The following is a 14380-nucleotide window of genomic DNA, read 5'->3' as shown; positions in this document are numbered from 1 at the left end:
GTTTATCCCTGGTTATGCGCCGTTTTTCAGAGCCTCAAGGTACTCCCAGCGCTCGAATGCTTCCTCCAGCGCCTTTTCAGCCTGGGAAAGATCTGCCAATATTTTCTGAGTATAGTCGTGCGGTTGGCTAAAGAAGGATGCATCAGCAACCAGAGCCTGCAGAGTTTCCAGATTACCTTCCAGCTCTTCGAGTCGCTGCGGCAAAACGTCGAGCTCACGCTGCAGGTTATAGCTCATTTTGGCCGTCGATTTTTTGACAGTTTCGGTTTTCGCGACAGCGCTTTCCGATCCAATATTAGCTTTTGCTTGTTTTATCGTCCGCGACTGCGACTGCTGCCCACGCGCATCGTGATAACCGCCGACATAACGACCAATGTGCCCTTCACCTTCGAAAATCCAGCACTCGGTCACGGTGTTATCAACAAACTGACGATCGTGGCTCACCAGCATAACGGTACCCTGATAGCCGTCGATCAGCTCTTCGAGCAACTCCAGCGTTTCAACATCCAGGTCGTTTGTCGGCTCATCGAGGATCAACAGGTTACTTGGTTTCAGGAACAGACGCGCCAGCAGAAGTCGGTTACGCTCTCCACCTGACAACGCGCGCACCGGCGTCATCGCACGTTTAGGATGGAACAAGAAGTCCTGCAGATACCCCAGAACGTGACGGGGTTTGCCGTTCACCATCACTTCCTGCTTACCTTCAGCCAGGTTGTCCATCACGGTTCTGTCGGGATCCAGCTCCGCACGGTGCTGATCGAAATACGCCACTTCCAGCTTGGTTCCGCAATGTACACGTCCGCTGTCAGCTTGCAACTGGCTCAGCATCAATTTCAGCAACGTTGTTTTACCGCAGCCGTTCGGGCCAATCAGCGCGATTTTATCGCCACGCTGAACCTGCGCGGAGAAGTCATTCACCAGAACTTTGCCATCAACCTGGTAATTAACATTTTCCATTTCGAAGACGATTTTGCCGGATCGTGACGCTTCTTCGACCTGCATTTTCGCCGTGCCCATCACTTCGCGGCGCTCGCTACGTTCGTTACGCATCGCTTTCAGTGCGCGCACGCGGCCTTCGTTACGGGTACGACGGGCTTTGATGCCCTGACGAATCCAGACTTCTTCCTGCGCCAGTTTGCGATCAAACTCGGCGTTCTGTAGCTCTTCGACGCGCAGATTTTCTTCTTTTTCCAGCAGATACGTGTCGTAACTTCCTGGATATGTCACCAGCTTGCCGCGGTCCAAATCGACAATGCGCGTCGCCATATTGCGAATAAACGAGCGGTCATGCGAAATGAAGATAATGGTGCCATTGAAGGTTTTCAGGAACCCTTCCAGCCAGTCAATCGCTTCAATATCCAGGTGGTTGGTTGGCTCATCAAGCAGCAGCACTTTCGGGCCGCTGACCAGCGCACGCCCGAGCGCCGCTTTACGCAGCCAGCCGCCAGAAAGCGACGCGAGCTCCATGTCCGCTTCCAGACCTAACTGATCCAGAACTTCAGTGATGCGACTTTCGAGCTGCCACAAACCGTGGTGATCAAGCAGATCCTGCAGACGCGCCATTTCGTTAAGGTTTTTTTCACTCGGATCGGTCATCACCAGATGAGAGATCTCGTGATAGCCCTTCAGGTATTCGGCCTGTTCTGAGATGCCCTCGGCAACAAAATCATAAACAGTGCCCGCCACGTTGCGCGGTGGATCTTGCTGCAAACGCGAAACAATCAGATCTTGTTCGTAGACAATACGTCCGTCATCCAGACCCTGTTCGCGGTTCAGAATTTTCATCAGCGTAGACTTGCCTGCGCCGTTACGGCCAACCAGACAGACGCGTTCGTTATCTTCGATGTGCAGTTCTGTATCATCGAGAAGGGGCGCATCGCTAAAAGACAGCCAGGCGCCGTGCATACTAATTAATGACATTTATATTTCCTTTCAGACCGCGGTAATCAACCAGCAGTTGTGAATTTGACGGTTACGGGCAAAGTCTTGAGACAGTGTTTTTTGGCTAATTTCTTGTGCTTTCAGTCCCAGCGCTGCCAGCCCGTCGTTGTCCATACGGAAGCCGCGTTTGTTATTTGAGAACATGATGGTGCCGCCTTTGCGCAGCAGACGTTTCAGGTCGGACATCAGACGGATGTGGTCGCGCTGAACGTCAAACGTATCTTCCATACGCTTGGAGTTAGAGAAGGTCGGCGGATCGATAAAGATCAGGTCGAACTGCTCGTCGGTATCACGCAACCAGCCCAGCACATCGGCTTGCAGCAGACGATGCTGACGCCCGGTCAGGCCGTTGAGGCGCAAGTTGCGCTCCGCCCATTCAAGATAGGTTCGTGACATATCCATCGTTGTCGTGCTGCGCGCGCCACCCAAACCAGCGTGCACGCTCGCGCTGCCGGTATAGGCAAACAGGTTGAGGAAGTCTTTACCCTTGCTCATCTGGCCCAGCATACGACGGGCGATGCGGTGATCCAGGAACAGACCGGTATCCAGATAATCAGTGAGGTTCACCCACAGGCGAGCGTTATATTCGCCCACTTCGATAAAGTCGCCTTTATCGCTCATCTTTTGGTACTGATTGGTCCCTTTTTGACGCTCACGGGTTTTGAGCACCAGTTTGTTAGGTGCGATCCCCAGAACACCAATGGTAGCGGCAATAATATCCAGCAGGCGCTGGCGTGCTTTCTGCGCATCAATCGTCTTCGGCGCAGCATATTCCTGCACCACGATCCAGTCAGCGTAGCGATCTACCGCCACGTTGTACTCAGGCAAATCGGCATCGTACAGGCGATAGCATTCGATCCCTTCCTGCTTCGCCCATTTTTCGAATTTCTTCAGATTCTTACGCAGACGGTTCGCGTAGTCTTCTGCCACGGTTGAAGGTTTGCTGTCGCCCTCTTTCTCCGTGAGGTGATAGTTTTTCTGTACGCAATCCAGCGGGCCGTTTTTGGCTTTAAACTGACGCTCCGCACGCAGTTGCAGGCAGCTCAGCAGTTCCGGAGAACCGCTGAACAGCGAAAGATTCCAGCCGCCGAAATAATCTTTCATTGAGCGGCCCAGCAGGCTGTGCAGCGCAATCAGCGCCGGTTCGCTATCGAGACGCTCGCCATACGGTGGGTTGCTGATAACCGTTCCGTACGGGCCTTTTGGCAGCGGGTTGGTCAGTTGTGCAACATCTTTCACTTCAAACGAGATCAGTTCACCAATGCCAGCACGACGGGCGTTGCTGGCTGCGCGTTCAATCACGCGCGCGTCGCTGTCTGAGCCGTAGAAACGTGAACCGTAATCAGCCAGGCCTTTGCGCGCGCGGACCTGCGCTTCGGCTTTGACTTCTTTCCAGATAGCGTCGTCGTGCTGCGCCCAACCGTTAAAGCCCCACTGCCCGCGGTGCAGGCCAGGCGCGCGATCGGTTGCCATCATCGCCGCTTCAATCAGCAACGTACCGGAGCCGCACATCGGATCCAGCAGTGGTGTGCCCGGCTGCCAGCCAGAACGCATAACAATCGCGGCCGCCAGGTTTTCTTTAATCGGCGCGATACCCGCACGATCGCGGTAACCGCGCTGATGCAAGCCTTCCCCACACAGATCCAGCGAAATGTGTGCAGTCTCTTTGTTCAGCCACACATTAATACGCAGATCCGGGTTTTCGCGATCCACGTTCGGGCGTTCAAGATTTTTGCGCGTGAAGCTATCCACAATCGCATCTTTCACTTTCAGCGCACCGTACTGGCTGTTGCGGATTTCGTCGTTCAGTCCGCTAAAATGCACAGCAAAGGTCGCGCCTGGAGCAAAAATCTCTGTCCAGTCAGTCGCCTGCACGCCGAGATACAGGTCAAGATCGCTGTAGACTTTGCACGCACCCAAAGGCAGCATGATGCGCGACGCCAGACGGCTCCACATCAGGCTCTGGTAAATAAGCCGCGTGTCGCCCTCAAAATGGACACCACCCTGAACGACCTGACACTCGCGTGCGCCAAGGCTTTCCAGTTCAGTTTTTAACAGCTCTTCCAGCCCACGGGCCGTACTGGCAAACAGAGAATTCATATCGTCACTTATTACTCATAGAAAATTGTTGCGCATTATACACAAATTCATTCGATTTGCCTCGCGCCAGCATGGTGGTCAAGCCAACAAAACGGCGCTGCAGCGAATAAAGTGTATATAGATAATCCGGGTGATATGTCATAAAGTTGAAGGCTTATTTTATTGAAGGGAGTGTGCAGTGGCGACGTTATCCAGGCTTTTCATCCATCCAGTCAAATCAATGCGCGGCATTGGCCTGACGCATGCACTCGCAGACGTCAGCGGTTTTGCCTTCGATCGCATTTTTATGGTCACAGAGCCTGACGGAACGTTCATCACTGCGCGCCAGTTTCCGCAAATGGTGCGGTTCATTCCCGCGCCGCTGCATGACGGTTTACATCTCACGGCGCCAGACGGTTCCAGCGTCATTGTGCGCTTCAATGATTTCTTGCCGGTTGATGCACCGACCGAAGTCTGGCGCAATCATTTCACCGCCCGTATTGCCCCCGAAGAGATCAACCGCTGGCTAAGCGGCTTTTTCTCTCGTCCGGTACAGTTACGTTGGGTAGGTCCAGAATTGACGCGCCGCGTTCAGCACTTTGAATCTGTTCCACTTTCCTTTGCCGACGGTTTCCCTTTCCTACTCACCAACGAGGCCTCACTACGAGATTTACAGAATCGTTGTTCCGCGAGCGTGCAAATGGAACAGTTCCGCCCAAATCTGGTGGTGACGGGTGCGCAAGCGTGGGAAGAAGATACCTGGAAAGTGATTCGCATTGGCAGCGTTATCTTCGATGTTGTGAAACCCTGTAGCCGGTGTATTTTCACCACCATCAGCCCGGAGAAAGGTCAAAAGCACCCTTCCGGCGAACCGCTGAAAACATTGCAATCATTCCGAACCGCGCAGGATAACGGCGATGTCGATTTTGGTCAGAACCTGATCCCTCGCTCCAGCGGTGTTATTCGCGCGGGCGATGAAGTCGAAATCCTCTCCACTGGCCCAGGTCGAATTTACGGAGCGGGCGCAGATGCAGATGAAGAAACGGCAGAAGTGGAAGAGCAACCCGTAACAGCGGTGACCCTTCAGTGGCAAGGGCAAACGGTGAAAGGAAACAATCAGCAAGTCTTGCTCGAGCAACTGGAGCAAGCCGGCATTCGCGTTCCTTACTCGTGTCGCGCAGGGATTTGCGGTTGCTGTCGTATCAAATTGATAGAGGGTGAAGTAACGGCATTGAAGAAATCAGCGGTGGGCGAAGACGGCACCATTCTTTGCTGCAGCTGTGTTCCTAAAACATCGCTACAGCTGGAGCTTTAAACGGCCTGCTCCAGGCTAAATGAATCCACACGGAGCTGCGGTTTGAGTCGGTCATTCATGACTTTAATCGCATCACCCAGCTGCATCGTACGCCCGGCAATGATCACGCCGGGCTGTGCAAGCAAACAGAGCGCTGCATTTTCGCCTGGCTCGACCACCAGCAAACTCACCTCTTCCGACGTATCGCTGAGATGTACGCAAGCTGCATCTCCCGTACCCGGCGTCCACGACTGTCCATGAGCCAGAAAATGCCAGCTTTTCGGCATCTGCGGTTTGAGGAAACGAATAGCCACCAGCGCGTTCAATACCAGTTCGGCACGCTGTTCCTTCGTTAGCACGAAGTCGCGGCACTTCTCTTCAAACGAGAAATAAAGGGCGGCATCATCAACACAAAAGCCCGATGGGGCAAAGGCATCAGGAGTCAGCATACGGCGGGCATAGCGAGAACGAAATAACATGCCATTGGCTAAATCGAGCATCATTCGATCGTGCTCTTCACAAAAATACCAACGCCAGTTATCGTCAGGTTTAATTCGCATTTTCCTCTCCCGTCCCTCACATCCTGTACTAAAAATGTCCTGATTATCGCTTCGCTTATAACATCAATAAATAAAAGACCATAATGTCTAAATAAGCAACAATGACGGAATATAAAACAACCAGGGCCGGAAATAAAGCACTGGTTGTCTTATAGAGAGAAAAGTTTAGATATGATTAACGATTTCTTTAATCAATTGAGGGCCTTTAAAAATAAAACCAGAATAGATTTGTACAAGCGTCGCACCCGCAGCCATCTTCTCACGCGCAGCGATGACAGAGTCGATACCACCCACGCCAATAATCGGTAAACGCCCTTTTAATTCTGCAGACAATGCGCGAATAATTTCCGTGCTTTTTAATTGTACCGGACGACCACTTAGCCCACCCATTTCATCCGAATTTTTCATTCCGATGACCAATGAACGATCGAGTGTCGTATTGGTCGCAATAACACCATCGATATTATGGCGAACCAAACTATCGGCAACCTGGATCAATTCTTCTACAGAAAGATCCGGTGCGATCTTTACCGCGACCGGAACATATTTATGGTGAATTGCCTGCAGTTCATTTTGTTTATTTTTAATGGCTGATAACAGATCGTCCAGCGCTTCACCATATTGCAGCGTACGCAAGCCAGGGGTATTTGGCGATGAGATATTCACCGCAATATAACCCGCATAAGCATACACTTTTTCCATACAAATCAGATAGTCATCTTTACCCTGCTCTACCGGCGTATCTTTATTTTTGCCGATATTAATTCCCAGCACGCCGTCAAAATGCGCTTTTTTTACGTTCTCGATCAGATGATCGACGCCGTGATTATTAAAGCCCATTCGATTGATCAACCCTTCGGCTTCAACCAGACGGAACAGTCGCGGTTTGTCGTTACCCGCTTGTGGACGTGGAGTGACGGTGCCGACCTCGATGGAACCAAATCCCATCGCGCCCAGCGCATCAATACACTCGCCGTTCTTGTCCAGGCCAGCAGCCAGACCCAGGGGATTCTTAAATGTCAGCCCCATACATTGAACAGGTTTTTCCTGCACTTTCTGGCGCACCAGCGCTTCCAAAGGTGTGCCTGTGATGCGACGTAACTGCTGGAATGTCAATTCATGAGCGCGCTCGGGATCGAGCTGGAAAAGGGCTTTACGTACGAAGGGGTAATACATGAACTCTCCTGGATTCCGGTGTGCAAACCGGACACGGATTATCAGCGATCGCGGCGTGAAAGGGAATTGACCTGAGGCAAAAAAACGTCTTTCTGCGCAATCGTTTTCCTTTCTGGCGGTTTCTTATGCACTTTCTGGATTTTTAATTCCAGAAAAATCATTTAGTGGAATAACCCCGGAATGTCACACTCCTTAAAATTGTTATCAATGTTAGATAAAAGCAAACAAATAGTTATAAGGAGCATACATGCGCGTCATCACGTTGGCTGGAAGTCCGCGTTTTCCCTCACGTTCCAGTGCCCTGCTGGAATATGCCCGCGAACAGCTGAATTCGCGGGATGTCGAAGTCTGTCACTGGAATCTGCATAACTTTGAGCCTGAAGATTTGTTGTATGCCCGGTTTGAAAGTCCGGCGCTTCAGGCGCTGATTGAGCAACTGAAAGGGGCAGATGGTCTGATTGTAGCGACGCCGATTTACAAAGCCTCGTTTTCCGGCGCGCTAAAAACGCTTCTCGACCTGCTGCCTGAACGCGCGCTGGAGGGAAAAGTCGTCCTTCCGCTGGCAACCGGCGGCACCGTCGCCCATATGCTGGCCGTCGATTATGCCCTCAAGCCGGTGCTCAATGCGTTAAAAGCCCAGGAGATCCTGCACGGCGTGTTCGCGGATGATTCTCAGGTTATCGATTATCAGCATAAGCCGCAGTTCACCCCCAACTTGCATTCGCGTCTTGATAGCGCACTCGAAACGTTCTGGCAGGCATTGCATCGCCGCGATGCTCAAGCCCCGACCTTTGGCCGTCTGAAAGGAGTCGCCCATGTTTAAGCACCTCTTTCGTCTTGGGCTAGCGGGTTTGCTGGCCGTCTCCGCTCTGGCTCATGCGGCGAACTCTGCGCCAGAAAGTTTACGTATCGGCTACCAGAAAGGCAGCATCAGCATGGTGCTGGCAAAGAGTCATCAGCTGCTGGAAAAACGTTATCCGCAGACCCAGTTTTCGTGGATTGAATTCCCGGCTGGCCCGCAAATGCTCGAAGCTCTCAATGTGGGCAGCATTGATTTAGGCAGCACGGGCGATATTCCCCCTATTTTCGCGCAAGCCGCAGGCGCTGATTTGGTCTACGTCGGCGTCGAACCCGCTAAGCCTAAAGCCGAAGTCATTCTGGTGCCTGAAAACAGTCCGATTAAGACCGTAGCGGATCTTAAAGGCCATAAAGTTGCGTTTCAGAAAGGTTCCAGTTCGCACAACCTGCTGCTCCGTGCGCTGCAACAGGCAGGCCTGACGTTCAAGGATATTCAGCCGATCTACTTAAGCCCGGCCGATGCGCGCGCCGCTTTCCAGCAAAATAACGTGGATGCCTGGGCCATTTGGGATCCTTACTATTCTGCGGCTCTGCTGCAGGGTGGCGTTCGCGTTCTGAAAGATGGCGAAACGCTTAAACAGACCGGTTCGTTCTATCTTGCGGCGCGTCCTTATGCCGAAAAGAACGGTGAATTTATTCAAGGTGTGCTGAATACCTTTAGTGAAGCGGATGCGCTCACTCAAAGCCAACGTCAGGAGAGTATCGCCCTGCTCGCAAAAACCATGGGCCTGCCGGAACCGGTGATCGCCAGCTATTTGGATCATCGGCCAATCACCGTGATCAAACCAGTTGATGCCCACACGGTGGTATTACAGCAACAAACCGCGGATCTGTTTTATGAAAACCGTCTGCTTCCGAAAAAGATCGATATTCGCGACCGTATCTGGCAACCCGCTGACAAAGAAGGATCGAAATCATGAGTCTGAATCTGTTCTGGTTTTTACCGACCCACGGTGATGGGCATTATCTTGGTACTGAGGAAGGGGCGCGTCCGGTCGATTACGGCTACCTGCAACAAATCGCGCAAGCCGCAGACAGAATCGGATTCACTGGCGTGCTGATCCCCACTGGCCGCTCCTGCGAAGATGCCTGGCTGGTGGCTGCGGCCATGATCCCGGTCACGCAGCGCCTGAAGTTTTTGGTCGCCCTGCGCCCAAGCGTAGTTTCACCCACCGTTGCTGCACGCCAGGCCGCCACGCTTGACCGACTTTCCAACGGACGTGCGCTGTTTAATCTGGTCACCGGCAGCGACCCAACGGAACTCGCGGGAGACGGCGTCTTCCTTGACCACACCGAACGCTATGAGGCCTCGGCAGAATTCACCCGCGTCTGGCGTCGTCTGCTTGAGGGCGACACCGTCACCTATGAAGGCAAACACATTCGCGTACGTGATGCGAAACTTTATTTCCCGCCCGTGCAGCAGCCGCGCCCTCCTCTTTATTTTGGCGGATCGTCGGACGTTGCACAGGATCTGGCGGCGGAACAGGTCGATCTGTATCTCACCTGGGGCGAACCGCCTGAACAGGTGAAAGAGAAAATTGAACAGGTCCGCGCCAAAGCTGCAGCGCATGGCCGTAAAGTGCGTTTCGGCATCCGTCTGCACGTCATTGTGCGTGAGACGAATCAGGAAGCCTGGCAGGCCGCCGATCGTCTGATTTCACACCTTGATGATGACACTATCGCCAAAGCGCAGGCCGCCCTGGCCAAAACCGATTCAGTGGGCCAGCACCGGATGGCCTCCCTTCACAACGGCAAACGCGAAAATCTCGAAATCAGCCCGAACCTGTGGGCAGGCGTTGGCCTGGTGCGTGGTGGCGCAGGAACCGCGCTAGTGGGTGACGGCCCAACGGTGGCGGCACGCATCAACGAATATGCCGATCTGGGGATCGACAGCTTTATTTTGTCCGGTTATCCGCATCTGGAAGAGGCGTATAAAGTCGGAGAACTGCTGTTCCCGCATCTGGATGTCGCCATCCCGGAAATCCCGCAGCCGCGTCCGCTCCAGGTTCAGGGCGAAGCGGTGGCGAATGAATTTATTCCCCGCAAAACGGCACAGAGCTAACGAGGTCATTATGGCGAATCCATCCCGAAAATGGCTCCTGCGTCTGGCGCCGTGGTTCTTGCCCGTTGGCATCGTGATTATCTGGCAAATCGCGTCGTCTGTGGGCTGGTTGTCGAGTCGCATTCTGCCCTCCCCGGAGGGCGTGGCGGAGGCATTCTGGTCACTCAGTGCCAGCGGTGAACTGTGGCAGCACCTGGCGATCAGCTCCTGGCGTGCAGCGATTGGGTTTTCCATCGGCGGGTCGATTGGGCTGACGCTTGGCCTGATCAGCGGGTTGTCTCGCTGGGGCGAGCGCTTGCTGGATACGTCGATTCAGATGCTGCGTAACGTACCGCATCTGGCGCTGATCCCGCTGGTGATTTTATGGTTCGGCATTGATGAGAGCGCCAAGATTTTCCTCGTCGCGCTCGGCACGTTGTTCCCCATTTATATCAACACCTGGCACGGCATTCGCAACATTGACCGGGGATTAGTGGAGATGGCGCGCAGCTACGGTTTATCGGGCTTTTCTCTGTTCATCCATGTGATTCTGCCGGGTGCCCTGCCGTCGATTATGGTGGGTATACGTTTCGCGCTCGGCCTGATGTGGCTGACGCTGATCGTTGCGGAAACCATCTCCGCCAATTCCGGTATTGGTTACCTGGCGATGAACGCCCGTGAATTTCTGCAAACTGACGTGGTGGTGGTTGCCATCATTCTTTATGCCCTGCTTGGCAAACTCGCTGACGTTAGCGCTCAGTGGCTTGAGCGCAGCTGGCTACGCTGGAATCCGGCCTATTCTTTGAAGGAGGCAAACGCATGAACACGGCTCGCTTAACCCAGGGAACGCCTTTATTGCTCAACGGCGTGACGAGACGCTACGGCGAGAACACGATTCTGAACGCGCTGGATCTGCATATTCCCGCCGGCCAATTTGTTGCTGTGGTCGGGCGCAGCGGCGGAGGTAAAAGTACGCTGCTGCGCTTGCTTGCCGGGCTTGAAACACCAAATGCCGGAGAACTGCTGGCCGGAAATACTCCGCTTACTGAACTCCAGGACGATACGCGCATGATGTTCCAGGATGCTCGTCTGCTGCCCTGGAAAACGGTTATCGACAATGTCGGGCTAGGGCTAAAAGGCCACTGGCGAGACGCTGCGCGGCAAGCGCTGGCATCCGTCGGGCTCGAAAATCGCGCAGGCGAATGGCCAGCGGCGCTTTCGGGCGGACAAAAGCAGCGCGTGGCACTGGCGCGGGCGCTTATTCATCGCCCTGGCTTGCTGCTGCTCGACGAACCACTGGGTGCGCTTGATGCCCTGACGCGTATCGAGATGCAGGATTTGATTGAATCCCTGTGGCAGGCGCACGGTTTTACCGTGCTGCTGGTCACGCATGACGTGAGTGAAGCGGTAGCGATGGCCGATCGGGTATTGTTAATCGAAGACGGGAAAATCGGGCTGGACGTGACGGTCGATATTGCTCGCCCGCGTCGTCTGGGATCGGTCCGGCTGGCAGAACTGGAAGCAGAAGTGCTGGATCGGGTCATGAAGCGGGGAGCAACAGAACGACAGCGCATTCAGGCAAATGCCTGATGCCCTGTCCTGCGGAATCAGGCCAACCATTAAAAACGGCAACCCAGGGTTGCCGTTTTGCTTTTATCGTACCGTCGAGCCTTTTAACATCAGGCCAGCGCTTTGCTGATTTTCTCGAACAGATCGCCCGACAAATTCTCCAGCCCTTTCAACTGCTCCAGCGCTGCTCGCATTTTCTCCTGACGTTTCGCATCGTAGCGTTTCAGGCGAATCAGCGGCTCAATCAGACGCGACGCGACCTGCGGGTTGCGGCTGTTGAGCTCAGTCAGCATCTCCACCATAAACTGATAACCGCTGCCGTCTTCCGCATGGAACGCCGCCGGATTACTCCCGGCGAACGCGCCAATCAGCGAACGGACACGGTTTGGATTGCTCATGGTAAAGGAGCGGTGCTTCAGCAGGTTACGGACGTTGCTCAGCACATCGGCAGACGGGCTGGTGGATTGCAGAATAAACCACTTATCCATCACCAGACCGTCCTGATGCCACTTGTCATCGTACTCTTGCATCAGCGCGTCGCGGCACGGCAGCTCGGCGGCAACGGCGGCACCCAACGCGGCCAGCGCATCGGTCATGTTATCGGCGTCGTGATACTGCTTGCTGACTAACGCATCGGCGAATTCGGTGTCACCAAATGCCAGATAGCGCAGACAGGTATTACGCAGCGAGCGTTTGCCGATATCCGCGTGTTCAACGCGATATTCATCCAGCCTGTTGGCGGTGTAAATCGCCAGGAACTCATCCGCCAGCTCAGTCGCAAGCGTTCTGGTCAGCGCTTCACGCACAGCGGTAATGGCAATCGGATCGATGATATCGAACAGCTCAGCGATTTCATTCGCTGAAGGCAGCGTCAGAATTTCTGCGGCCAGCGCCGGATCGATATGTTCATCAAGCAAAATAGCGCGGAACGCATCGGCAACGTGGACCGGCAACGACAGCGGCTGGCCCTGCTGATGACGATTCACGTTCAGCTTGATATAGGTCGCCAGCAGGCTTTGTGCCGCATCCCAGCGAGAGAAATCGTTGCGCGCATGACGCATCAGGAACGTCAGCTGCTGGTCGCTCCATTTGTATTCCAGTTTTACCGGTGCAGAGAATTCGCACAGCAGTGCCGGAACGGGCTGGAAGTAGACGTTATCAAAGATAAACGTCTGCTCGGCCTGGGTGACGTTCAGAACGTGATGCACCGGATGACCGCCTTTTTGCAGCGGGATCACGTTTCCTTCGTTATCGTAAAGCTCGATACTGAACGGAATATGCAGCGGATGTTTTTCTTCTTGCTCAGCTGTCGGCGGCGTGCGCTGGCTGATGGTCAGCGTGTACTGCTCGGTTTCTGGATTGTAATCGTCTTTCACGGTGACGATCGGCGTCCCGGCCTGGCTGTACCAGCGGCGGAAATGCGACAGGTCAACGTTTGACGCGTCTTCCATGGCCTGCACGAAGTCATCGCAGGTGGCTGCGCTGCCGTCGTGACGCTCAAAATAAAGCTGCATCCCTTTCTGGAAGTTCTCTTCACCCAGCAACGTATGGATCATACGAATGATTTCAGAACCCTTTTCATACACCGTCAGGGTGTAGAAGTTGTTCATTTCGATCACTTTATCCGGACGAATCGGGTGCGCCATTGGGCTGGCGTCTTCGGCAAACTGCAGGCCACGCATGGTGCGCACGTTACTGATGCGGTTAACGGCGCGTGACCCCAGATCGGAACTGAATTCCTGATCGCGGAAAACTGTTAAGCCCTCTTTCAGGCTTAACTGGAACCAGTCGCGGCAGGTGACGCGGTTGCCGGTCCAGTTGTGGAAATATTCATGACCAATCACGCGCTCAATATCGAGATAATCTTTATCCGTTGCGGTGTCGGTACGCGCCAGAACGTATTTGGAGTTGAAGACGTTAAGACCTTTGTTCTCCATCGCGCCCATATTAAAGAAGTCGACGGCCACGATCATATAGATGTCGAGATCGTATTCGAGGCCAAAGCGCTCTTCGTCCCACTTCATTGAATTGATCAGTGAGGTCATTGCCCACGGCGCACGATCCAGATTACCGCGATCGACAAACAGCTCCAGCGCGACATCGCGGCCAGAGCGCGTTTTGTAGGTATCGCGCAGCACATCGAAATCACCGGCCACCAGTGCAAACAGGTAACACGGTTTTGGGAACGGGTCCTGCCACTGGGTCCAGTGACGGCCATTTTCCAGCTCACCCTGCCCGATACGGTTACCGTTAGAGAGCAGATACGGATATTTTGTTTTATCGGCAATAATTTTGGTGGTGAAGCGCGCAAGCACATCCGGGCGATCCAGATACCAGGTAATATGGCGGAAGCCTTCGGCCTCACACTGGGTGCAAAGTGCTTCGCCCGACTGATACAAGCCTTCCAGCGCAGTATTTGCTGCCGGACTAATTTCGGTCACGATGCGCAGCGAGAAACGCTCTGGCAGATTGTTAAGGACCAGCTGGTTCTCTTCTTCTTTATAGTCAGACCAGACTTCATCATTAACATGAACAGAAACCAGCGTCAGATCTTCACCATCAAGACGCAGCGGAACCGCCGTCGCGCTTTGGCGGATCACCTGGCTTACGGCCGTCACGACGGTTTTTGTGGCATCCAGGTCAAAAGTCAGATCGATATCGCTAATCAGGTATTCCGGCGCACGGTAGTCGTGGCGGTATTTGGCTTGTGGCTGTTGTGTCATAGAAAACCTTATACATCGTTTGTCGAATAACGAGTCAGTCTATTCCTGTTGCGCAAAACGCGCTACGCAGAATCTTCATCTTTTCAGCAACAAAACCCTTTTTTGCTACATTTGTATAACACGGGGCACGAAATGCCCT

General features: G+C 53.7%; 11 protein-coding genes. 6 read left to right on the top strand and 5 right to left on the bottom strand.

The window, feature by feature from the left end:
* Positions 1-12 precede the first annotated feature (12 nt).
* Both ACKI5T_RS06635 and rlmKL read right to left on the bottom strand, forming a co-directional pair.
* Positions 13-1920 (bottom strand): ABC transporter ATP-binding protein, encoded by a 1908-nt coding sequence (locus ACKI5T_RS06635; RefSeq protein WP_407436511.1) that lies wholly within the window; start codon positions 1918-1920, stop codon positions 13-15.
* 12 nt (positions 1921-1932) lie between these two features.
* A complete protein-coding gene (rlmKL, locus tag ACKI5T_RS06630; RefSeq protein WP_012016857.1) occupies positions 1933-4041 on the bottom strand; it encodes a bifunctional 23S rRNA (guanine(2069)-N(7))-methyltransferase RlmK/23S rRNA (guanine(2445)-N(2))-methyltransferase RlmL in 2109 nt (702 codons plus the stop codon).
* 178 nt (positions 4042-4219) lie between these two features.
* Between rlmKL and ACKI5T_RS06625 the strand changes: the two genes are divergently transcribed.
* A complete protein-coding gene (locus ACKI5T_RS06625) occupies positions 4220-5335 on the top strand; it encodes a YcbX family protein (RefSeq protein WP_407436508.1) in 1116 nt (371 codons plus the stop codon).
* Here ACKI5T_RS06625 and zapC read toward each other — a convergent pair.
* A complete protein-coding gene (zapC, locus tag ACKI5T_RS06620; protein WP_407436506.1) occupies positions 5332-5874 on the bottom strand; it encodes a cell division protein ZapC in 543 nt (180 codons plus the stop codon). The genes ACKI5T_RS06625 and zapC overlap by 4 nt on opposite strands.
* A gap of 165 nt (positions 5875-6039) precedes the next feature.
* A complete protein-coding gene (pyrD, locus tag ACKI5T_RS06615; RefSeq protein WP_202712710.1) occupies positions 6040-7050 on the bottom strand; it encodes a quinone-dependent dihydroorotate dehydrogenase in 1011 nt (336 codons plus the stop codon).
* Between the two features lie 247 nt (positions 7051-7297).
* Here pyrD and ssuE point away from each other — a divergent pair, with 247 nt between their 5' ends.
* The 5 genes from ssuE to ssuB are packed head-to-tail and all read left to right on the top strand — an operon-like array spanning position 7298 to position 11539.
* Entirely contained in the window at positions 7298-7873 is a 576-nt protein-coding gene (gene ssuE, locus ACKI5T_RS06610) for an NADPH-dependent FMN reductase (protein WP_407436504.1), read from the top strand.
* Entirely contained in the window at positions 7866-8828 is a 963-nt protein-coding gene (locus tag ACKI5T_RS06605; protein WP_407436502.1) for a sulfonate ABC transporter substrate-binding protein, read from the top strand. Before ssuE ends, ACKI5T_RS06605 begins: the two co-directional genes overlap by 8 nt.
* A complete protein-coding gene (ssuD, locus tag ACKI5T_RS06600) occupies positions 8825-9970 on the top strand; it encodes an FMNH2-dependent alkanesulfonate monooxygenase (RefSeq protein ID WP_407436501.1) in 1146 nt (381 codons plus the stop codon). The genes ACKI5T_RS06605 and ssuD overlap by 4 nt, the downstream gene beginning before the upstream one ends.
* A 10-nt stretch (positions 9971-9980) precedes the next feature.
* On the top strand, positions 9981-10772 hold the full coding sequence (ssuC, locus tag ACKI5T_RS06595; RefSeq protein WP_407436499.1) for an aliphatic sulfonate ABC transporter permease SsuC: 792 nt from the start codon (positions 9981-9983) through the stop codon (positions 10770-10772).
* Positions 10769-11539 (top strand): aliphatic sulfonates ABC transporter ATP-binding protein, encoded by a 771-nt coding sequence (gene ssuB / locus ACKI5T_RS06590; protein WP_407436497.1) that lies wholly within the window; start codon positions 10769-10771, stop codon positions 11537-11539. The genes ssuC and ssuB overlap by 4 nt, the downstream gene beginning before the upstream one ends.
* Before the next feature lie 89 nt (positions 11540-11628).
* Here the strand turns inward: ssuB and pepN are convergent, their stop codons facing one another.
* Positions 11629-14241, bottom strand: coding sequence for an aminopeptidase N (pepN, locus tag ACKI5T_RS06585; RefSeq protein WP_407436495.1), 2613 nt, complete (start codon positions 14239-14241; stop codon positions 11629-11631).
* Between the last annotated feature and the right edge of the window lie 139 nt (positions 14242-14380).

The organism is Lelliottia sp. (assembly GCF_045627565.1).
In the GTDB taxonomy this organism is placed as follows: Bacteria; Pseudomonadota; Gammaproteobacteria; order Enterobacterales; family Enterobacteriaceae; genus Enterobacter.
Note: the sequence above shows the minus strand (reverse complement) of the source record. Positions and strands in the feature narration are given on the sequence as shown.